This window comes from Nitrospira calida (genome assembly GCF_976986435.1).
Window position 1 is genome coordinate 1,060,448 of the sequence record NZ_OZ335950.1, and the last position, 18,302, is coordinate 1,078,749.

General features: G+C 59.6%; 23 protein-coding genes. 6 read left to right on the plus strand and 17 right to left on the minus strand.

Translation table 11 applies throughout. The features are described from left to right. Positions 1-45 precede the first annotated feature (45 nt). The 15 genes from ACWHTU_RS05290 to ACWHTU_RS05360 all read right to left on the minus strand — a co-directional run bounded on the left by ACWHTU_RS05290 (position 46) and on the right by ACWHTU_RS05360 (position 11,214). The gene (locus ACWHTU_RS05290; protein ID WP_447862232.1) at positions 46-1,176 is read right to left on the minus strand and encodes an NAD(P)-dependent alcohol dehydrogenase; all 1,131 of its coding nucleotides are present in this window, start codon (positions 1,174-1,176) and stop codon (positions 46-48) included. Positions 1,177-1,200: 24 nt separating this feature from the next. Next, positions 1,201-2,745 carry an FAD-binding oxidoreductase gene (locus ACWHTU_RS05295; protein WP_447862233.1) on the minus strand — a complete coding sequence of 515 codons (1,545 nt, stop codon included), beginning with the start codon at positions 2,743-2,745 and terminating at the stop codon, positions 1,201-1,203. Positions 2,746-2,762: 17 nt separating this feature from the next. Continuing rightward, positions 2,763-3,641 (minus strand): twin-arginine translocation signal domain-containing protein, encoded by an 879-nt coding sequence (locus ACWHTU_RS05300; protein WP_447862234.1) that lies wholly within the window; start codon positions 3,639-3,641, stop codon positions 2,763-2,765. Between the two features lie 14 nt (positions 3,642-3,655). Further along, positions 3,656-3,958, minus strand: coding sequence for a c-type cytochrome (locus ACWHTU_RS05305; protein ID WP_447863313.1), 303 nt, complete (start codon positions 3,956-3,958; stop codon positions 3,656-3,658). Positions 3,959-4,037: 79 nt separating this feature from the next. Beyond that, positions 4,038-4,397 carry a c-type cytochrome gene (locus ACWHTU_RS05310; protein ID WP_447862235.1) on the minus strand — a complete coding sequence of 120 codons (360 nt, stop codon included), beginning with the start codon at positions 4,395-4,397 and terminating at the stop codon, positions 4,038-4,040. A 90-nt stretch (positions 4,398-4,487) separates the two neighbouring features. Continuing rightward, a complete protein-coding gene (locus ACWHTU_RS05315; protein ID WP_447862236.1) occupies positions 4,488-4,724 on the minus strand; it encodes a CDGSH iron-sulfur domain-containing protein in 237 nt (78 codons plus the stop codon). Positions 4,725-4,835: 111 nt separating this feature from the next. Beyond that, positions 4,836-5,762, minus strand: a complete 927-nt coding sequence (locus ACWHTU_RS05320) for a hypothetical protein (RefSeq protein WP_447862237.1) — start codon at positions 5,760-5,762, stop codon at positions 4,836-4,838. 102 nt (positions 5,763-5,864) lie between these two features. After that, on the minus strand, positions 5,865-6,353 hold the full coding sequence (locus tag ACWHTU_RS05325; protein WP_447862238.1) for an IS110 family transposase: 489 nt from the start codon (positions 6,351-6,353) through the stop codon (positions 5,865-5,867). A gap of 129 nt (positions 6,354-6,482) precedes the next feature. After that, positions 6,483-6,968 carry an aminoacyl-tRNA deacylase gene (locus tag ACWHTU_RS05330; protein ID WP_447862239.1) on the minus strand — a complete coding sequence of 162 codons (486 nt, stop codon included), beginning with the start codon at positions 6,966-6,968 and terminating at the stop codon, positions 6,483-6,485. Positions 6,969-7,075: 107 nt separating this feature from the next. After that, on the minus strand, positions 7,076-7,495 hold the full coding sequence (locus ACWHTU_RS05335; RefSeq protein WP_447862240.1) for a CBS domain-containing protein: 420 nt from the start codon (positions 7,493-7,495) through the stop codon (positions 7,076-7,078). Between the two features lie 262 nt (positions 7,496-7,757). Beyond that, positions 7,758-8,198, minus strand: coding sequence for a hypothetical protein (locus tag ACWHTU_RS05340; protein WP_447862241.1), 441 nt, complete (start codon positions 8,196-8,198; stop codon positions 7,758-7,760). A gap of 150 nt (positions 8,199-8,348) precedes the next feature. Further along, positions 8,349-9,281 carry a hypothetical protein gene (locus tag ACWHTU_RS05345; RefSeq protein ID WP_447862242.1) on the minus strand — a complete coding sequence of 311 codons (933 nt, stop codon included), beginning with the start codon at positions 9,279-9,281 and terminating at the stop codon, positions 8,349-8,351. 79 nt (positions 9,282-9,360) lie between these two features. After that, positions 9,361-9,804 carry a hypothetical protein gene (locus ACWHTU_RS05350; RefSeq protein ID WP_447862243.1) on the minus strand — a complete coding sequence of 148 codons (444 nt, stop codon included), beginning with the start codon at positions 9,802-9,804 and terminating at the stop codon, positions 9,361-9,363. A 120-nt stretch (positions 9,805-9,924) separates the two neighbouring features. Beyond that, positions 9,925-10,368 (minus strand): hypothetical protein, encoded by a 444-nt coding sequence (locus ACWHTU_RS05355; protein WP_447862244.1) that lies wholly within the window; start codon positions 10,366-10,368, stop codon positions 9,925-9,927. Between the two features lie 156 nt (positions 10,369-10,524). Beyond that, entirely contained in the window at positions 10,525-11,214 is a 690-nt protein-coding gene (locus ACWHTU_RS05360) for a LuxR C-terminal-related transcriptional regulator (protein ID WP_447862246.1), read from the minus strand. 448 nt (positions 11,215-11,662) lie between these two features. Between ACWHTU_RS05360 and ACWHTU_RS05365 the strand changes: the two genes are divergently transcribed. The 5 genes from ACWHTU_RS05365 (at position 11,663) to ACWHTU_RS05385 (ending at position 14,783) form a co-directional block, all read left to right on the plus strand. Further along, entirely contained in the window at positions 11,663-12,109 is a 447-nt protein-coding gene (locus ACWHTU_RS05365) for a CBS domain-containing protein (protein WP_447862247.1), read from the plus strand. Continuing rightward, positions 12,109-12,543 carry a CBS domain-containing protein gene (locus ACWHTU_RS05370; protein WP_447862249.1) on the plus strand — a complete coding sequence of 145 codons (435 nt, stop codon included), beginning with the start codon at positions 12,109-12,111 and terminating at the stop codon, positions 12,541-12,543. The genes ACWHTU_RS05365 and ACWHTU_RS05370 overlap by 1 nt, the downstream gene beginning before the upstream one ends. A 204-nt stretch (positions 12,544-12,747) precedes the next feature. After that, positions 12,748-13,251: an Hsp20/alpha crystallin family protein gene (locus ACWHTU_RS05375; protein WP_447862250.1), complete on the plus strand. Its 504-nt coding sequence runs from the start codon at positions 12,748-12,750 to the stop codon at positions 13,249-13,251. A 48-nt stretch (positions 13,252-13,299) separates the two neighbouring features. Further along, the gene (locus ACWHTU_RS05380; protein ID WP_447862252.1) at positions 13,300-13,599 is read left to right on the plus strand and encodes a GYD domain-containing protein; all 300 of its coding nucleotides are present in this window, start codon (positions 13,300-13,302) and stop codon (positions 13,597-13,599) included. A gap of 257 nt (positions 13,600-13,856) precedes the next feature. Next, positions 13,857-14,783: a radical SAM protein gene (locus ACWHTU_RS05385; protein ID WP_447862254.1), complete on the plus strand. Its 927-nt coding sequence runs from the start codon at positions 13,857-13,859 to the stop codon at positions 14,781-14,783. A gap of 702 nt (positions 14,784-15,485) precedes the next feature. On the opposite strand, the gene ACWHTU_RS05390 is transcribed toward ACWHTU_RS05385, so the two are convergent. Beyond that, entirely contained in the window at positions 15,486-15,719 is a 234-nt protein-coding gene (locus tag ACWHTU_RS05390) for a hypothetical protein (protein WP_447862255.1), read from the minus strand. Positions 15,720-16,322: 603 nt separating this feature from the next. On the opposite strand from ACWHTU_RS05390, the gene ACWHTU_RS05395 reads away from it, so the two are divergent. Then, positions 16,323-17,036 (plus strand): IS5 family transposase, encoded by a 714-nt coding sequence (locus ACWHTU_RS05395; protein ID WP_447863314.1) that lies wholly within the window; start codon positions 16,323-16,325, stop codon positions 17,034-17,036. A gap of 714 nt (positions 17,037-17,750) precedes the next feature. Here the strand turns inward: ACWHTU_RS05395 and ACWHTU_RS05400 are convergent. Continuing rightward, positions 17,751-18,251, minus strand: a complete 501-nt coding sequence (locus tag ACWHTU_RS05400) for a hypothetical protein (RefSeq protein ID WP_447862256.1) — start codon at positions 18,249-18,251, stop codon at positions 17,751-17,753. Positions 18,252-18,302 lie beyond the last annotated feature (51 nt).

The following is an 18,302-nucleotide window of genomic DNA, read 5'->3' on the forward strand; positions in this document are numbered from 1 at the left end:
GTCAACCAATTGGAAGGGAGCCTATTCATAGAATCTCCTTTTCGGTCAGCCTGCAGATTGCGCCAGACGGACGATCGGCTTGATGGTGATGCCTTTCTCGCTGTCCTCCGCCGCTTGGTTGATCTGGTCGAGGTCGTAGAACTTCACGAGCTTGTCGAAGGGGAAGCGTCCCTGCTGGTGGAGTTCGACGAGACTCGGGATGAAGAGATCCGGCACGCTGTCACCTTCGATGATGCCGATAATCCGCTTGCCGGCCGTCATGACCCCGTTCACGTCGAAACTGGCTTCGGTGCCCAAGGCCGGCGCTCCCACAATGCCACAGGTACCGCGTATCGCCAGCGCATCGATGGCCTGACGCAGCACGGCGGGACGTCCGCTGGATTCGAGCGAGAAGTCGGCTCCACCGCCGGTGATCTTCCGCACCGCTTCAACCGGATCGGTTTCGCGGCTGTTGACGGTATGGGTCGCGCCGAGTTCTTTGGCCAAGGCGAGCCGCGACGGGACCACGTCCGCGGCGATAATGGTGGTCGCGCCGGCAACGCGGGCCGCCATCACGGCGCTCAAGCCGACGGCGCCGCCGCCGAACGCTGCGAAGCTGCTGCCGGGGCCGACCTTCAGTGCGTTCATCACGGCTCCCGCGCCGGTTTGAATGCCGCAGCCGAGAGGGCCGAGTAATTCCAGCGGTGCAGTGGTCGGTACCTTCACGGCATTGCGCTCATGGGCAAGGGTGAAGGTCCCAAACGACGACTGGCCGAAGAAGTGGTCATGGACCGATCCCCTGGCGTCATACGTGGCGGTGCTCCCATCTTCACGCGCGCCCCCGAAATTGAGCGCGTAGAAATTCGCGCAGTAGGTCAGGTCGCCGTTCAGGCACGGTTTGCAATGGCCGCACCACATGTAGGTCAGCACGACATGATCGCCGGGTCTAAGCTTCTTCACATGGCTGCCGACCAGTTCGACGACGCCGGCGCCTTCATGGCCGAGCACAACCGGCATCGGAACTGTGTAGAGCTGATCGCGCGCTACCATGTCGGTGTGACACATGCCGGTCGCGACGACTCTGACGAGGATTTCGTCGGGGCGCGGCTCTTCCAGCCTGAGCGTGTCAATCTCGAACGGCCCGCCTTTCTGGCGGACAACGGCGGCTTTGATGTGTCTGGTCGGTGTGCTCGTCATGGCGTGTTCCTTCATGCCGTCAGGTTATCGGATGCCAGATTTCCCCGGCGCCAGGATTCCATTGGGATCCAGCGCCTTCTTGAGCGTTTTATGGACGTGCCGCTGGACCGGCCCGTAAGTCTGCGCCACCTTATCCATAAAGACCGTGTTCACGCGATAGGTCCCGTAACCCTCCGCTGAAAACTGGGTGATCAGCTCGTCAAAGCACTGGTACGCCGCCTTCATCATGGCGGGGTCGGTGCGGTCATACAGCACGTCCACGATGTGGTGCATGTCCCGCATGCCGACGATGAACTCGCCCGAATAGTCCAGTCCATACTTGGTCAAGATGCGCTTGGCCATGGCCATCTGTTTGAGCGTTTCGCTCCCGCGCGCCTGCGAGACCGGCGCGAACCACATGGAGCCTCCGCCGCCGCGCCAGTTGTAGAGGGCGAATTCCTTGAGGGTCATGTCGCCGCGCATCAAGGCCGCGCGATATTGAAAAGCCGGATCCTCGCCCGCCTCTTGTTCCGTGAGGATTTTGGCCTTGCCGGACTTGCCGAACGCGGCGGTCACGATCTTCCAGTTCACCTCGATCTGCTCCGGCGTCCCATACAACGCCGCGTACACATTCCACACGCCCAATTTGTGATCTTTCATGATCTGCCGCACGGCCTCATCCGAAATGGCGCCGGGGCCGGTCACATAATCGCTCCGCCTGGCCTTCGTCGGCGCTTCGTACAGCGCATGGGCGATCACGACCGCATTGGGGATGACGCCGCCGATACGGAGCGGCCGGATCGTCTCGACGATTTCCACGATGTCATCTTCCTGTTCATACTGGATGACAAACGGCTTGAAGGCCGGAGGCGCCGGCATCAACCAGAATCCGAACTTCGTCACGATGCCGTAGTTGGACTGCGTAAAGATGCCGTCCAGGTAGGGCCCGTATCCCCATTTGAACACCTGCCAGGTATTGGACTTCGGCAAGGAGCCCATGCCCGTGCGCAACACTTCGCCGTTGGCGAGCACGACTTCCATGCCGCAGGCAAACAGAAAATGCTCCCCATAGGGCGTGTACCCGACACCACGGTCCAGGGTATTGCCGGTCGGTCCGGCAATGGCCGATGGTGCCGGTACAGACAACCACAAGGGATATTTATGCTCCTGGATGTAATCGTAGAGCTGCTTGTACGTCACACCCGGCTCAACCAGCGCGAAACAGAGATCGGGATCGACTTCAAGAATCCGGTTCATCCGCTTGAGATCGAGCACCACCTGGCCTCGCTCCGCCGGAGCCGCCGAGCCGTACCCGAAGTTCCGCCCAGTCGAGATCATCCAGATCGGGACTTTATACTTATTGCAAATGCCGACGATCTTCTGAATCTGCTCGACCGTCGTGGCCAGGAGGGCGGCGGAGGGTGTATGGTCCGCATCCGGAACCGGCATCATGGTCTTGATGTAAGGAGCAAGCTGCTCCGCCGTCACGAGAACGGAGTCCTGGCCTACCGCCCGCCTGAACTCCGCGAGCGCCGCCGTGAATGTTTTCTCCGAGACGCCCTTCGGTAACGCGATAAATTTGCTGGCCATGCATGACCTCCTGTGGCCTAAACATCCATCACAAACGAGACGAAGCGCACGCCGCCCCGTCTTCGACCGGGACCGTCCGTTCGATGGACGAACGCGCGGGCAGAACAGGCTTCCTGGACGGACTGCATCCCGAACGCCGATGCCGCCACGGCATAGCCCACGGATTCCACCCAGTGCGGAGACCGCCGCGAAACCGATTCCCGCTTGCTGACGTGCGGGGGTATCGACGTCCAGCCTTCGGAATCAGCAAGGGCCAGTGCTCGACATGCCTCCGAGACAGAGAATCCAGAGCAGTGCAGATGCATCGCTTCAGACCCGGCAGACCGATAGGAGGAGAACCCCGGCGCAGACCATCCAGTCAACTCGCCCGCGGCGGATGATTCGCTGAGAAAACCTTCTGTGATCGAAAAGCTTTCACCCGCACCGATGAGTTGCGAAGCAAGAAGTCCGCCGACACCCTGTGCGGGCGAGGCCGCGAGCCACGTATGTCGAAACGGAAGATCGTCGTCATTGCCAGAGGCATGAGACCCGACTGAAAGCAGCCGCCCTCCGGCTGACCTTGCCAGCTCCTGAAAGACCGCCGCACTCGCATCGTCCATCGCGGCGATCCACCGCGCTCCACTGGAGCGTTCCAGCCACTCGACCAACTGATCGGGATAGGATAGAAGCCCGCCGGCTACCTTCACAGTCCGGGGCTCGTCAATCCCCATATCCCTACAGACTGCCCGGACACCTTCCGCAAATGCATCGTCCACGGCGCTATCTCCCAAGAACAGCATGCACCGCTTGGCGCTTCGGGTCGGCTGGGCCGCAAGCGCCCAGGACGGAGCCCCCATCGCCATTAGGGCTCCGCCCGCCAACAAACCTTTCATGAGGCTGCGTCGATCGATATCCATGGCGTGAGCCCTCCCTACCGGTTGCCTGCGGCTTTCGACACATACTCCGCCACCTTCGCCAGCGACTCGTCATCGATCTCTGCTGTGCGAAAGGCGGGCATGGCTCTGTTGCCGTGTCGAACTATGAACGTGATATAGGTCGGATCGAGCCCGCGACCCCGAATCGTCGGCCCGACGTTGGCTTCGTGGCAGAAGGCGCAGACTTTGGCATAGACTTCGGCTCCGTCTTTCCAGACGAAGCCCGACTCCGGAGTCTCTTTGGGCGCGGCTCCTGCGGCACCCACAAAGCTTTCCACCGAGATCACCGCCGCTATCATCAACGCCATCGCCGTCCATGTCGTGGTGATCGCTCCCATATGAATCTCCTCTTCGTCCAAACGGGTTCTGAAACCGGGCTCACTTGCGGAGGGTCAGCACGTATGCCAACACATCGTCGATCTCGCTTGCCGAGAGCTGCGACTTCCACGCCACCATGGCTGTGTTGGGTTTTCCGTTCTCGATGGTGCTACGCAGTTCGTCGGCCGACTTTTTCTTGCTTTCCGCGTTCGTAAAGTCGGCGGCAGGTGGCTTCAGCTGGGGGCCGATAGGCCCATCGCCTTTGCCTTGCGGCCCATGGCAGGTAATGCACTTCGCCTGATAGATCGCCTGGCCTTTGGCAGGGTCGCCCGCGGCGTACACGGCTTGGTCGATCGGCCCCGCCAGAGAGACGCTCGCCGAGCAGGCGAACAGGGCGACTCGAAGAGTGGTTTGTCGCATGGTTGTCCTCCACGATTCGGTTCGCCGACCAAGGCGAGTCTGCGCCAAACGCCCCTGATCATGCAAGGGCGCCTCGTCGCACGGTTGCGATCAGAGCCTCTTGTGGGAGCCGTCGCAGAAAGGCGCGGTCGTGGTGTGTTTGCACTGGCACAGGGCCACCTGCTTCTTCTCAGTCATCGTGAATTCCACCGGCGTGAAGCTCGTGCCTTGATGGGAGCCGTCGCAAAATGGCTGCGTGTTCGACCGGCCGCACCGGCACCAATAGTAGGTGCCTGGCTCCAACGACAATACCGCCGGCTGCGTGGTTGCAATCCTCGGCGTTTCCATCGTGCTTTCTCCTTTGTTTGGCCGACCCACCGCATCGGCTCGCCTGCGCCGTCTGCGAAGCTGACCACGGCCTCACGGCTGTCATGGCCGTGAGGCCGTCCCGTGACGCCTTTACTGCGCCAATCTCACGTCGATGACATTGCCCTGCTCGTTCAGCTCCACCACGATATTGGAGCCGTCCGCGATCGGCTTGGTCTTCACTTCCATCCGATCCAGCGGAAATTCCTTCACCCCTTCCGGCGTCGCAAGCTTGACCAGGTTCTTGTTGGGCCCCGTGCGGATCAGCTTGCCGAAGATCAGGCGGTGGGTCCCCGGCGTCGCTTTGTCTTTTCCATGCACGTCGATGACCATGCCCTCTTCATTGATCCAGAGGGAGACATGGTCCCCGACCGCCGCATCGGCCGGCGCATACTTCTTCATGAGCCGGTACTGGGCGGCCGGCGTCTTCACGTAGACCAACGCCTCATCCATCTTGGTGACCGTTCCATCGACTTGGATGACGTACCCGGGCTTGGTGCGCGGGTGTACGTCAAATTCCATTTCCACGGTGAACCGGTGGATATCGATGACTTTCCCCGCTTCGTTCAGCTCGATGGTAACCGGTTCGCCTTCCTGAAACGCGGACAGCTTCGATCGGCCCGCTTGCACGTCGAACGTCTTCTCTCCTTCCGGCGTCCAGAGCTTGATCGCTTTGTGGTCCGGCGACGTGTACTTCAGATCGCCGGTCACGAACCGGTGCGCATGCCGCTTGTCTCCTTTGCGGTGGACGTCGATGACGGCGTTGTTTTCGTTCACGGTCATTTCGACTTCTTCGCCGACTTCCAGGCCCTCCGGCGTACGGGACGACGCGATCCGCATCGTGCCCCACGGAGTCTTCACGGTCGTCACTCCGCTTTCGACCTTCGAGACGACCCCGCTCACGTGCATGTGAGACGACCTCGCCCCAGGCTTCCCGCCTTGATCGGCGAAGGCGGACGGCCCCGTCATCGCCAGACTCGCCACCAGTGTACTCATTACCAACGTCGTGTGCATTCGCATCGCGTCCCTCCTTTGTGAAATGTCGTCCGTCTCGGTCATGTATTGTGTCAACAGTGCTTTCTCGCTACCAGTCTCGTTAAGGCCAGTTCCATCCTAGACGCTTCAACCTAACTGCCCCTCCGTAATGTCCTGGATGAGCGATCTCGTAAAGCATCCCGTCGCGCGCAGTTCGGCCCCTTCTTGCGACAGATCTTTCAGCAGGTCCTTGCCATCGGCTCCCGCAGCTCCCGTACCGCCCCCTCCACCACAGGCACGGCCCGGGGCAGGATCCCCGCGCCGCGCCAACTCCACCAGCTTCTTCGCATCCACCCGATCCGTCTTGCCCCGACTCTCGGTGATCCACTTCACCTCGTTCGGATGCACCACATGCACCTGGACCTCCGTCAGCTTCTTCAAGGTCTCCGCGATCCACTTCATTTGATTCCCTGCCTCGAAGACCACCAGCTTGGCGCCGACCCCGATCTGCTGCATGAGGGCCCGCAGGCCGGCCCGCGTCGCCTGACCGCTCCACTCAAACGCACGCTGCTTGCGCTCCGTCAGCGCGTAGGCCACCAGGCTCTTGCCACTGACATCCAATCCCACGTACAGCATGTCTTGCCCCCTTTCGTTGGTGGTGGTTCCAACCCTGACAGTCGGCCCATCAGGCTTCGACTGTCAACCAATTTGAAGGGAGCCCTATTCATAGACTCTCTTTCATCCTTCTCAGGCCGTTCCGCTTCCTTAGCTCGCAATCTTCGCCGATGAACAATGAAACTCGGCCACGGTCGGATGGACAAGCCGGTCAAAATCCTGATATCGGAGCTTCACGGCTCCGAAGTGGGTGCCGGCCTGGAAGACAATCTCTTCGTCTTCGGTGTGCGATCGGTCGACATACACCGGGATGTTATACAAATTGCCGAACGGCGGCATCGTCCCGATTTCACAGTCGGGGAAGAGCCCTTTAAACTCATCCTCGGCGGCCAAGCGCACATGACGCGCTCCCAGCGCCTCTTTGAGCCGATCGAAATCGATTCTCCAGTGCGACGGAAGCACCGTCATCACGAACCGCTCGTCTGCTTTGACGATGACGACCTTGGCGAGCATCTTTCCCGACACGTGCAGGGCGTGCGCGATCTCCGGCGCAGTATAGGCTTCCTCATGGCCCAGAACTTCATAGCGAACGTGGTGACTGTCCAGAAACTCTTTGAGCTTGGGTAGGATTGTCATAACGACCTCCCTTCTACACTGCGGGAGCTGAGAGCGAAGAGCGGTGCCCGCTTCCCGTCTGGCTATGAACTACTCGCTAGTTGCTGTCCGCTATCACAGCGCCTGTGTTACGGCCAATACTTGGCCAGCGCCTTGACGTATCCGAACACGATATCCCGCCGCGCCACGATCCCCACCAGCTTGTCGCCATTCACGACCGGCGCCCGGGTCAAGAACCGGTCTTGCAGCAGTTGAATCAGGTTCTTGACCGGCATATCTTCCGGGACGGTCACGACCATGGAGGTCATGATCTCAGCCGCCGTGACCTGCCGCAGATCCCGGTCCTCATCCATGACCCGCAAGAGGTCAAACTCGCTTACCAGGCCCACCAGGGTCCGATCTTCCTCGACCACCGGGACGCTCCCGAAGTTCCGCTCGCTCAAAATCTCGGCGATGGCCAGCCCCGTCGTCTGGGGACTCACGGCCACGACCGCGTCTTCCATGAGTTGCCGGACGGTCAGCGTCTTAGGATCGCAGGCCCTCGCCATGTATGCCGCCCCCCCTCATAACGCCTCTTTCCTCCGGCCTCCACTGTGATGTTCCGTCAGATCCTCGGACCTCCCCAACTCTTCTTGAGGCAAAGGGAATACCCATCGCAATGGGAAAAGAAACTGCTCAAATTCCGCGTGGCTGACGGTGAAAGGAGGGGAAAGCAGTCAGTCGGCAGGCATCGCGTCGTAGCAAAAAGGGGCAGGCAGCCCATGACGCACTGCCCTAAAATGCCACGGGGATGAGGGTTCTGAACTCAGATCAGGGAGAGGTCTGCACGATCATCTCCCGCGGAAGCCGCTCCGTGACCTTCCGAATGTGACGCGAGACGTCGTGGTACTTGGCCGGTGTCACGAGATAGCAGTAGTCGAGGAGCCAATCCGCCAGCTCTGGAGCGATGCCGTGTTCACGGGCTTCCAGCATGTCCATGAACCGATTCATGGCGGTATAGGCAGCCCGATCGTCACGACGCTCCAAGGCGCCCATGACGGCCTGGAGTCTCCTCAGGTACGGAGCATACTTCGCCGCGCCACCGTCACCCTCGGTCGCCTGGGCCATCAGAACCGCCTGGGTCATGCTCACGATCCACTCATGCTCGGCTCCGATGAAAGTACCGCCGAACACGCTCTGGCCGCTGACCGTGCATACCAACGCTCCGACAAGAAGCACGACGGTGAGTCTGCTGTGTTTTCGCGGCTTCATGGCTCTTCCCTCCCGCGCCTGAGATCCTGTCCGAACGATCTACCCGTTCATCACCTCACGGAACCCGACAGTTCGGTCACCGGGACGACCGGCACTGCAGGCGAGCAAAACGTCACTGCCGGCCGCCTCGGTTCCTGGCGGGAAAGGTCGTCAGGCCGCCGCCCGAGCGGTCGGCCGCATCAAGCAATGTTTGTCGCAGGTTATGGGGGCTCCGTTGAAAGCGGAGCACCGGACAACCTCGTAGGGCGTGTCGTCGCTCATCAGCATCTCCACCGTCACGTCCCGCTTGTGCTCGTCACACAACATCGTGATCGTTCGGACGGATGGGCCGCGTTCGTGCAGGCCCATGCCAGCTGCGACCAACATACAGAGCGCTGCTGCAGCCAACAGTATCGGCAGGACGGTGCCATCGCCGATCGAGCCAAACCCCCAGCCTTGCTCCCGCATCACGATGGATTCAGGTGCCGATGGCGCCCGCTTGGCCAGATCGCTCATCACGGTCGAGGCCGCGAGTAGGGTGGCGGTAGACGCAGCCGGTTCGCCAGCCGCGCGGTCCATCGCGTGCATCGCGGCCACCACCGCCTGCCCGTAGTTCATCTCCGCTTTCGCCAGGTCGTCGACCAAGGCTCGCGTCCCGTTCACGATCCGTCGCCCGAGCGCTTCCTGCGCCGTCACGTCACTGGCGCTCTTCATTGCGAGGAACTCCTGGCTCTTCCAATCCGACGGGAGCTTGAAGACACCCTCCAGGAACTCCCGCCTGGCCAAGGCATCCCTCGCGGCTCCTTTGGCTATGTTCGGCACGAACGAGTCGGTGGCTACCTTGACCTGGGTCAGCCTCTTTATCGCATTCCCGAGCGCGACCTGGGTCCGTTCGCGCTCTTCCACAACCCGGGCAGGGGTGATTACAGCCTCGGTGATGGCTTTGCTCAACTCCTCTTCAAGCCATCGGTCCGGGATCGGAGGTGCAGGCTGCGCCAGCGGACCTCGGTCCAGCCCAAGATAAGCCATCAGCATCACGGCGCTCCCGATGGTGGTGATCGCTCCCGCCATCACAGCCATATCGATATGATCCAGGCATCTCATCGCGGCACCTCACTTTCTTCTCTTCTGCGGCTTCGTCCGGCTCAACGGCACGAACAGTGTTAACTTCAGGCTGGCGGCGTCATCCACCGCCGCCGAGGTCGATGACGTTGTCATCCCAGTAGTCAAATCCCGCCTTCGCCAGTTCCGGATTGTGCCTGGCGAAATCATGGAACTTGTTTGGCGTTACCTTCCCGCAGAAGTCGAAGATCTCCTTGGCGGACCAGGTGGGAATCCCGCTTCCTTTGGGATCGTTCGCCAGCATATCCATGAGCGTGTTCATCGCCACGTACACACCCTTCTCATCGCCTCGGTTGAACGCCATCCGCACGACGGCGAGTTGGCCGAGGTAGGGGTCGTACGCCCGCTCCCGAGCTTCGAACTTCGCCAGTTCCTGATGGTCGCGCACGAGCGCCGTGATCTCATCGATCCACGCACCCGATGCGGCTTCCGCGATCAGCGGCACAAACGCCAACGCGCATGCGAAGGCGATGGTTATCCACTTATGGTTGAGTCTGTATGTCATCGTCGTTCACCTCCCTTCCTGTGTGTCTGTGAGTCCCACTGCCGGCGACACGAACCGGACGAAGCCGAATAACTCCCTTGCATGATCCGCGCGACGACACCGAGCGGACGATCGAGATGCCTACAGCAACGGCGGATCACCGTAGGATTGAAGTTTCTGGAGATGCTTCCAATCAGCCCGCTGATGCCGGCTCACATCGTGGTAGTGCGCCGGCGTCACCTGGTAGCAGTACTCCCAGATCGCCTCCGCCGCTTCGTCGCTGAGCCCACCCTCCCGCGCTTCCAGCATGTCCATGAACCGGTTCATCGCCGTGTAAGCTCCTAGGCGGTCGCCGGATCGCACGAGGTGGTGCACGAGTGCCAGTTGGCCCAGATAGGGCTCAAAGGCGCCGGCCGGCTGCTCTGCCGCCTTTTCCTTGAGCACAAACGCCCTGAGAAGATCGACCCAAGCATCGCTTTCGTGTGTGACATGGATCGACCTCGGAATCAGGAGCAATGCGGTAAACACCGCTGTGCCCACGGCTAATACCGCAACGAGCGGTAGATATGAACGGTTGCCAAACATGGATTCTGCTCCGACTTTTCTGCTTTCCACTGGCTCTTGCTTGGTTAAACTGTAGCGCATGGGCGCTTGACCAACAATGAGCCGAGTGCATCATTTTGCAGGCTGGAGCAGGCGTATCATGCGGAGAGAGGAAGCGAGGAACGGCTCGCGGGAGCCTCAGGTGGGCGATGCTCCGGGGTGGTAGGCGATAGCCAGGGCTTCCAGACGGGTGTGGGCGCCGAGCTTGGCCAGGATATGCTGGATGTGGTTTCTCACGGTCGCCGTACTGATGCACAGCTCATCCGCAATCTGCTTTGTGGTGTGTCCGGCCGCCAGATGCTGCAGCACGTCTTTCTCGCGTTTGCTCAGGGGCAGTGCTGAGGGAAGGTGCGCGGACTCGGACTGTGACAACGCGGGGGCCGGGTTGAACTGATGATGCGCTTGTTCCACCGGGACAGACACCACCGAGTGGAGCTCGTTCACGAGCCGACGCACTTTGGCCAGGGTAGTTACGTCGCGGAACAGGTGTGCCCGGAGGAACCGGCTTCTCTTGCGGGTTGGCACCGGAAACGAACTCACGTTGATCCACAGGCTCCGACCGGCTTTGGTCCGGGTCCGCATGTCGAAATGGCGGACTGGGCCGCCCCGGGCCAGTTGGGCACCGATCGCGCAGGTGGGCGAGCACAGGGGTTGGCCGGACGGCATCATGCCGCAGAGAACTTCATGACAGGGGCGCCCGACGACCTCCCCGGCGCGGAACCCCAGCAGACGTTCGGCGGCTCGATTCCAATAGATGACCGTGCCGCGCTCGTCGACCACCATCGCTGCATCGGCCGCCCGATCCAACATGGCCATGAGCTGCTTCATAGAAAAGCCCTCGTCCAGAGCAATGGAACCAGCAAGCATGGTACCACCTCCAGATGAGTGGGCTCGCGCCCGGCTGGCCCCTCATTCCCTTTGCCCCCCGATTGACTGGACCTGACCCGGGCGGTTGTTTGCTAATGGCCACCAGCTGCTGGCGTTTGACGACGGTGGGGAGTCTTGGGACAGGGTACCGAACCGATTGTGTGGCGGAACGCGACACTGAACGAGAAGATGCCGGAAAGACGAACCGGCTGCTCGGATTGCGAAGATCCAAGAGAAGGCCGAACTCTCGGAGATCGGCAAGGGGATAGGAGGGCGGCGCCTGACGGCATGTATCTTGTACTCGGATTCACCAGAAGGAAAAAGCAGGCACTGCTGGGCAGCGGTTCGTGATCAAAGATCAAAGGGAGACGGGTCGTGACCCGCATCGCGGAAAGGCGAAGGAGCACTGATGATGATGCAGGACGACAAACCATCGCGGTTTGATCGACTGGTGGTCGCTCACGTCATGGAGACGCAGGTCCAGGTGGCGCATCCGCACACCAAAGCAGATGTCATCGCGTCGATGATGATTGAGGGCTTCGGCGCCGTGCCGGTCGTGGACGACCAAAAACGGCTGATTGGCATCGTGAGTGAGCATGATCTGTTGGTTTCGCTCGACCGGAAGCAGAAGTGGAGCGAGGTGACGGCGCAGGACGTGATGGCACGTAATCCCTACTCGGTTCGTCCGGAGATGGAGATCGGGACGCTGGTTCATGTGTTGCGCGCCAGCGGCCTGATCCGCGTGCCAGTCGTCGATGCCCACGACAAGCTGATCGGCATCGTGGCCAGACGGGATGTGCTGCGCGCCTATCTGAGCGACGGGTCCACCACAGGGAGTGTGTCCACAGAGGCGTGATGCGCAAGACGGAATTCATCGATAAGGCCTGCGATCCAGCCACCTTAACGGCCGGGCAACTCATGCAAGACGCGGTGTTTACCTGCACGCCTCGCACGGATGTCTTATCGATCGTCCGCATGATGACCACGTGGAACTTTGGCAGCCTGCCTGTGGTGGAAGAAGATCGAACGTTGGTCGGGCTTGTCAGCGAATACGATGTGCTCCAGGCGGTGATCGAGGGCAGGGATTTGCGGAAACTCTCCGCGGCGGACATTATGACTCGGCAGGTTCTTTCCGTGACCGAGGACATGAATTTGGTCCAGATCGCCAATCTTTTCCAAGATCGGTACGTCACTCGACTCCCGGTGGTGCGGGGTACGAAGCTTGTTGGGCTGGTGGCCAGGCGGGATCTCCTGTTCGGGTACGTGAAGGCCTGCCAATACTGGTCCTGACTCGACGGAGATGAAGAAACGCCGGCTGAAACCTCCGATTCGCCTGACGGCCAAGCCGACGAGGCCGCACAGTACCAAGAAAGGCGCGCGCGGCTACAGCCGCGCGCAAGCAAAAGCCTTGCTGCGGGAAGAAGCCGCACACGCAAGGAATCAGAGCAGAGAATGTTCGCCTGCCCACCCGATGGATAAACAGGAGGAATGACGATGGCTAAGAAAGACAAGGAGTCGAAGGCGGTGATCCCTAAGAAAACAGCCGAACTCGTCCCGCGATGGGAAGACATCGACCGGTGGTTCGACCGCATGGCGGAGGAATTCTGGCGACGACCGTTCCCCAGCCTGTTCAGGCCAGAGCGCTGGTTCCCGGAATCGCTGTTGTCGATGCGGATGCCGTCGCTCGATGTTTATCAGGACAAAGAAGAAGTTGTGGTCAAGGCGGATGTGCCGGGTCTGGCCAAAGAAGATATTGACGTGACGCTCACTGGCGAGACGTTGACCATCAAAGGTGAGCGGAAAGAGGAGAAAGAGGTCAAGGAGCCCGACTATCATCGCCGGGAGCGGTCGTACGGCTCTTTCGTTCGGAGCGTCGCGTTACCGTGCGAGGTGAAATCCGACGAGATCAAAGCGACGCTCAAGGACGGGGTGTTGGAGATTCGCTTGCCCAAGACGGAAGAGGCCAAGAAAAAATCCGTGACGGTGAAGATCGACTAAGTCCGCTTCGTCGCGTACGCACCGCGTGAAGGCGGGAAGGAGGGCGCGATGGCTACGTTCGCCATGTTAACCAGACTCTCGCCCGAGGCGCTGACCAAGCCCCGACTGGTCGCAGACCTCAATAAGAAAGTCGAGCAGCGAATTAAACAGGAGTGCCCGAGGGTGAAGTGGATCGCGAATTATGCGGTCCTCGGTCCCTGCGATTATCTCGACATTTTCGAGGCGCCGGACAACGAGACGGCCGCCAAAGTTGCGCTGCTGGTGCGGTCCTTCGGACATGCGACCACCGAAACCTGGCTCGCCACGCCCTGGGATCGCTTCGAGACGATGGCCAAGTTGCTGAGGTAAGGCACCACGTGAAGCGAGAGAAAAGAGACGGTGTGTGGCAGACGCTCCCGTAAGAAGAGCGAAGAGCCAACAGCCAAGAGTGAATCGCTGCCGGGCGTCCCTTTCTCGCTTTTTGTTGACCGCCCCTTTGTCTCAACCCTCCTGCTGGCAAACGTTCTGACGATCCGGCACAATAGGCACGCCAGTGCGATGAGGCGGACGCCCGGTCCTCTCCCTTGGTAGGAGAGGGTAGGGTGAGGGGGGGGAGTGAACTTGCCATGCCCTATGTCGGAACCCGACGGCAAGCTGGCTATCGGACACTCCTGCGGAGCGGCGAACTGTACGATCGCGTCGAGCAGGCAAGGGCTCGGCTCGCGTCCTGCCGGGTGTGCCCGCGCCATTGTGAAGTCAACCGGTTCGAGGGGGAACTGGGCACCTGCCTGGTCGGGGCCAAGGCGCTGGTCGCGAGCGCAGGACCGCACCACGGAGAAGAATTTCCGATTCGCGGCTGGTACGGCTCGGGGACGATCTTTTTCGCGAGCTGCAATCTCCGCTGCGTCTATTGCCAGAACTGCGACATCAGCCACCAACCGAACGGGGAAGAGCTGGAACCGGAGGCGTTGGCCGGCCTTATGCTGGAGTTGCAGGAGCACGGCTGCCACAACATCAACCTTGTGAGCCCCTCGCATCAGGTCCCACAGATTCTGGAAGGCGTGCTCGTCGCGGCGCAGCGCGGCCTGCGACTGCCCATCGTGTACAACACCAGCGCCTACGACGACGTGGAGATGCTCAGGCTCTTGGACGGCATTGTGGACATCTACATGCCCGATCTGAAATACGCCGACGCCGACATCGGCCGCAGACTGTCCAAGGTGCCCGATTATCCGCAGGCCGCCCGGGCTGCGATCAAGGAGATGCATCGCCAGGTCGGCGACTTGGTGTTGGACGACGAAGGACTGGCGGTACGGGGTCTCCTGGTTCGCCATCTCGTGCTGCCCGGCGGCCTTGCCGGAACGGCCGAGGTGATGCGGTTTCTGGCCGAGGAGATCTCCCGGGACACTTACGTCAACGTCATGGATCAGTACCATCCGGCCGCCAAAGCGACCCGCCATTCGCCGTTGAACCGCGTGGTTATGCACAGCGAAGTGGACGAAGCCGTACGCCTGGCGCGCGAAGCTGGCCTGTGGCGGCTGCATGAGGAATAAAAATAGGATGGTGAGCCCTGCCTGCTCTTATGCAAAGAGAGGCGGGTCCTGTCCCCGACCAGCCCGTCCGTGCTCGCACCACGCCCGGTGGAGGGACCTCGCCGCGGGGCACCCGTTGCATTCCCTGACAACGGGTCCCGGGGCACCCAGGTCGGCGCCACGCGCCTGTGAGACACAAGATCTAGATCGCCGGTCGTATCTGTTCGGCAAGTGCGCAACATCAGCCTCCGCGCACTTCGCTGGTCAGGCTCACGAGTTCAATGGCAAACCTCACTACCGAGTCCTTTCACACTAGGTAAGTTACAGAACTTAATGAGTTGACACTATGTTTGTCGAACAGTAGGCTCAACCGAGTCGTTCTTTAATTGCGAGATAGCCTTAACAAAAATGGTGCTAGTGATTTAAAGAGCCGAAAGAGGCTTTCGAGACCATCGCCGTCCTGAGGAAAAATTGGGGCAACCCACTTTCGCTCGCTATTCTCTTCGTTATTGCACTGGTTGGGGGGGCTTATACTGGCCTACCGCATCGATTTGTTTGGTCTGCCAAGTGAAATATCTTCTGCGGAAGCAGTGATAGTGACAACCCTGGCTATCCGATTGGTTCCTTTGTGGTACGCCACAAGCAAACCTCGGAGCACTTTGCCCGGGAAAATAGGAATTGTGGTGGCTATCGTGTGTGAAACCCGCAGAGAACGGATGAGGCTTAAAGCCGATTTCGTGAGGGCTCATCAATGATGAGATTTCCAGGACCAGCCGGCGTCATTTTGATGTATTTGAGTTGTCCGAACATCACGCCCAACGCGCACAGGGCGTTGAAGCTGCTATCCAGTACCTGAGGGTAACGCAAGCTCACCTCATCATCTTTGGGCAGTGTAGAGTTCGACTCCATCGAGGTCAGGCCACATATGTACTCGATCTTCAGGAAGCCGTCAGGCATGCCCCTGTCCCTCCAGAGGTAAGTGCTCAGCTAAGTCAGGATATGCGGCTAGCGCTGCCTAACAAAATGCTCATACCAGTGGCCAACGAAGTCGAAGGATTTGAAATTACAAAAGACATGGTAGGTATCGCAGCGCAATACACCCTTGGTATCGCTAGCCTCCTCTCAGGAGATCCTATAACAGCCTTCGAGTTGCATTACGGTGCTTGGCAAGATGCTACGCGGAAAGTCCAACTGGACGAAAATACGCCAGCTGTCTATAAGACCTTGCGGTATAGAATGGCTAAATTTCTTGTCACGGGCGGACTTGAGGCGACAAGGCTTTATTACAAGAATAGGCCTCATGGATATCTAGATCGAAGAAGCGCTATCTTGACGTAATTCAAGAAATCGATCCGAACAATTATGACGCACATCTAGGAAGAGCGGCATATTTGTTTCTTCGCGACCACAATATCGATGGAGCTAAGCGAGAGGTTAGGAAGGCTAGAACCTATCTCAAAATAGTTGTGTCGATGAAAAAAGTCCCTATAATGCGCCCGCATGTGACGGCTGCGCGACGACCAATGGGAACGGATTCGCGAACATTTTCCCGAGGAACATATTCCGGACAGTCGTCCGGGCCGCAAACCCGTGCCTGCCCGCGCGATCTTGGAAGCCGTGCTCTGGCTTTTGAACACCGGTGCGCAATGGCACATGCTGCCGCAATGCTACCCCAACTACAAAACGGTGCATCGTCGCTTTCAGCAGTGGTGCGAACGCGAGGTGCTGCGCGAGCTTCTCACGCAGTTGGCGAATACGCTGCGCGACGAAGGGGCGATCGACGAGCGTGAGAGCTTTATCGACGCGACGTTTGCCTCGGCGAAGGGCGGGGGCGACGACATCGGAAAAACCCGCCGTGGCAAAGGCGTCAAGATCCTTGCGATTGTGGATCGCCATGGACTGCCCCTCTCCGTGAGTACGCACGCGGCGAATCATCATGAGGTCACGTTGGTGCAACTCAGCTTCGACTTCTACATGCTGGAGGCCAAGCCCCAGCATCTCATTGGCGATCGCGCCTATGACAGCGATGGGCTCGATGACGACCTCAAGCAGGACGGCGTTAACATGATTGCCCCGCACCGCTCCACGCGCAAACTCAAGACTCAAGACTCAAGACTCAAGACGGCCGCCACCTGCGGCGCTACCAACGTCGCTGGCTCGTCGAGCGATTCTTTGCCTGGTTGCAGTGGAAGCGACGGCTCCTGGTTCGTTGGGAATATTACGCCACCAACTTCCTGGGTTTTGTGCAGCTCGCATCGATTACCATGCTGCTGAAACAATTTTGAGATAGGTTCTAGAAATAGAAATGAACGTAATGCAGCTTGGCAGTACAGTGAAGCCTTCTTGGCGGCATATGAAGGAAAGCTTGAGGAGGCCCACAAGATATACCGGAGAGCCTTTCGAGGAAGTGTCTTAGAGGAGACGCCACTTGATGTAGAAGTATTTATAAGTGACGTATTGGAATCGGAACCAGACAAAATCCAACTGTGGTATTGTCTAGGCATGATCAATTATTTCTAGGAGAAAGACTGCGCTTCCGCGCGTAGGGATTTTTCGCGATTTATTGAAGAGGCCTCTAGACAAGACAAGTTCTCTGTTTCCGTGCAATATGCTAGACGGTATTTGCAGGAGATTCAGTAGTGTCCGGCAGAATCGAAAAACGTCATCTATGTAGTCGCAACACGTTGATTTGCAAAGAGGCCGATTTTCGATTCGCGTTCAAATCGGAGACACCTTGACATCTACGACAATCAGCGCGGCCATTGGCTTCCCGTGGCACGCACTCATTTTCTACCGGACGCTACTGGCAGGAGATTGTTGAAAAAACTTAGCGGGCATTAAAACGAAACACGTGGATCGAGGTGGCAGGATCTAACCGTCTCCCACCGCGAATTTTTTCGCGTGAGATGTTCACCCAGACTGTTCGACCCACCTGCGGCGCTCGATGGGCTTCACGAACGGCGCTTCACAATCCCGCGAGCGCAAGCATTACCAGCGGCGGCCCCAGTAGCCGCGATGCCCGAACAACCGCGGCCCCCAGTAGAAGTTGAAGCTGGGGCCATAAAAGTACGGTGGGCCGTAGATCCAGGGATGGCCGAGATAGAGTGAGAACCCGACCGGGGGATAGCCAAATGCATACGGATATGGATAAGGGTAGGGGATGATCGGCGTGACGGCCACAGGAGGAGCCGCGGCTTGGCGCTGCAGCGTGGCGGCTGCCGCGGATTGACGGTCGGCCTGTTCTTTCAGTTGGGCGACCGCGTCTTGCTGGGCCTTCAGTTGGCCTTCCAGCTTTGCAATCTTCTCGCGCTGGATTTCGATGAAGGTTCGGACACAGCGCGCCTGCGCCTCTCCCATGTACCCCGAACATTCCCAGGGCACTTCCGCGTCGGTCGCCCCTGCTGGGAATGCGGAGAGGAGAACCCCTGCCCCCACTCCCCACGCAATCAGGACGGTCCACCGCCATCGCCCGTTCTGAGAGGATTCCATAAGAGTCCTCGTGCGACGTTCCGTAAGTTCCTCCATCCTCGCCGGCTCACC

Excerpts from the sequence above, each read along its gene's own strand:
- ACWHTU_RS05295 (WP_447862233.1), bottom strand. The coding sequence starts at position 2,745 with ATGGCCAGCAAATTTATCGCGTTACCGAAGGGCGTCTCGGAGAAAACA.
- ACWHTU_RS05355 (WP_447862244.1), bottom strand. The coding sequence starts at position 10,368 with ATGTTTGGCAACCGTTCATATCTACCGCTCGTTGCGGTATTAGCCGTG.
- ACWHTU_RS05350 (WP_447862243.1), bottom strand. The coding sequence starts at position 9,804 with ATGACATACAGACTCAACCATAAGTGGATAACCATCGCCTTCGCATGC.
- ACWHTU_RS05330 (WP_447862239.1), bottom strand. The coding sequence starts at position 6,968 with ATGACAATCCTACCCAAGCTCAAAGAGTTTCTGGACAGTCACCACGTT.
- ACWHTU_RS05340 (WP_447862241.1), bottom strand. The coding sequence starts at position 8,198 with ATGAAGCCGCGAAAACACAGCAGACTCACCGTCGTGCTTCTTGTCGGA.
- ACWHTU_RS05305 (WP_447863313.1), bottom strand. The coding sequence starts at position 3,958 with ATGATAGCGGCGGTGATCTCGGTGGAAAGCTTTGTGGGTGCCGCAGGA.
- ACWHTU_RS05335 (WP_447862240.1), bottom strand. The coding sequence starts at position 7,495 with ATGGCGAGGGCCTGCGATCCTAAGACGCTGACCGTCCGGCAACTCATG.
- ACWHTU_RS05320 (WP_447862237.1), bottom strand. The coding sequence starts at position 5,762 with ATGCGAATGCACACGACGTTGGTAATGAGTACACTGGTGGCGAGTCTG.
- ACWHTU_RS05300 (WP_447862234.1), bottom strand. The coding sequence starts at position 3,641 with ATGGATATCGATCGACGCAGCCTCATGAAAGGTTTGTTGGCGGGCGGA.
- ACWHTU_RS05390 (WP_447862255.1), bottom strand. The coding sequence starts at position 15,719 with ATGCCTGACGGCTTCCTGAAGATCGAGTACATATGTGGCCTGACCTCG.
- ACWHTU_RS05360 (WP_447862246.1), bottom strand. The coding sequence starts at position 11,214 with ATGAAGCAGCTCATGGCCATGTTGGATCGGGCGGCCGATGCAGCGATG.
- ACWHTU_RS05365 (WP_447862247.1), top strand. The coding sequence starts at position 11,663 with ATGATGATGCAGGACGACAAACCATCGCGGTTTGATCGACTGGTGGTC.
- ACWHTU_RS05325 (WP_447862238.1), bottom strand. The coding sequence starts at position 6,353 with ATGCTGTACGTGGGATTGGATGTCAGTGGCAAGAGCCTGGTGGCCTAC.
- ACWHTU_RS05400 (WP_447862256.1), bottom strand. The coding sequence starts at position 18,251 with ATGGAATCCTCTCAGAACGGGCGATGGCGGTGGACCGTCCTGATTGCG.
- ACWHTU_RS05375 (WP_447862250.1), top strand. The coding sequence starts at position 12,748 with ATGGCTAAGAAAGACAAGGAGTCGAAGGCGGTGATCCCTAAGAAAACA.
- ACWHTU_RS05310 (WP_447862235.1), bottom strand. The coding sequence starts at position 4,397 with ATGCGACAAACCACTCTTCGAGTCGCCCTGTTCGCCTGCTCGGCGAGC.
- ACWHTU_RS05345 (WP_447862242.1), bottom strand. The coding sequence starts at position 9,281 with ATGAGATGCCTGGATCATATCGATATGGCTGTGATGGCGGGAGCGATC.
- ACWHTU_RS05380 (WP_447862252.1), top strand. The coding sequence starts at position 13,300 with ATGGCTACGTTCGCCATGTTAACCAGACTCTCGCCCGAGGCGCTGACC.
- ACWHTU_RS05370 (WP_447862249.1), top strand. The coding sequence starts at position 12,109 with ATGCGCAAGACGGAATTCATCGATAAGGCCTGCGATCCAGCCACCTTA.
- ACWHTU_RS05385 (WP_447862254.1), top strand. The coding sequence starts at position 13,857 with ATGCCCTATGTCGGAACCCGACGGCAAGCTGGCTATCGGACACTCCTG.
- ACWHTU_RS05290 (WP_447862232.1), bottom strand. The coding sequence starts at position 1,176 with ATGACGAGCACACCGACCAGACACATCAAAGCCGCCGTTGTCCGCCAG.
- ACWHTU_RS05315 (WP_447862236.1), bottom strand. The coding sequence starts at position 4,724 with ATGGAAACGCCGAGGATTGCAACCACGCAGCCGGCGGTATTGTCGTTG.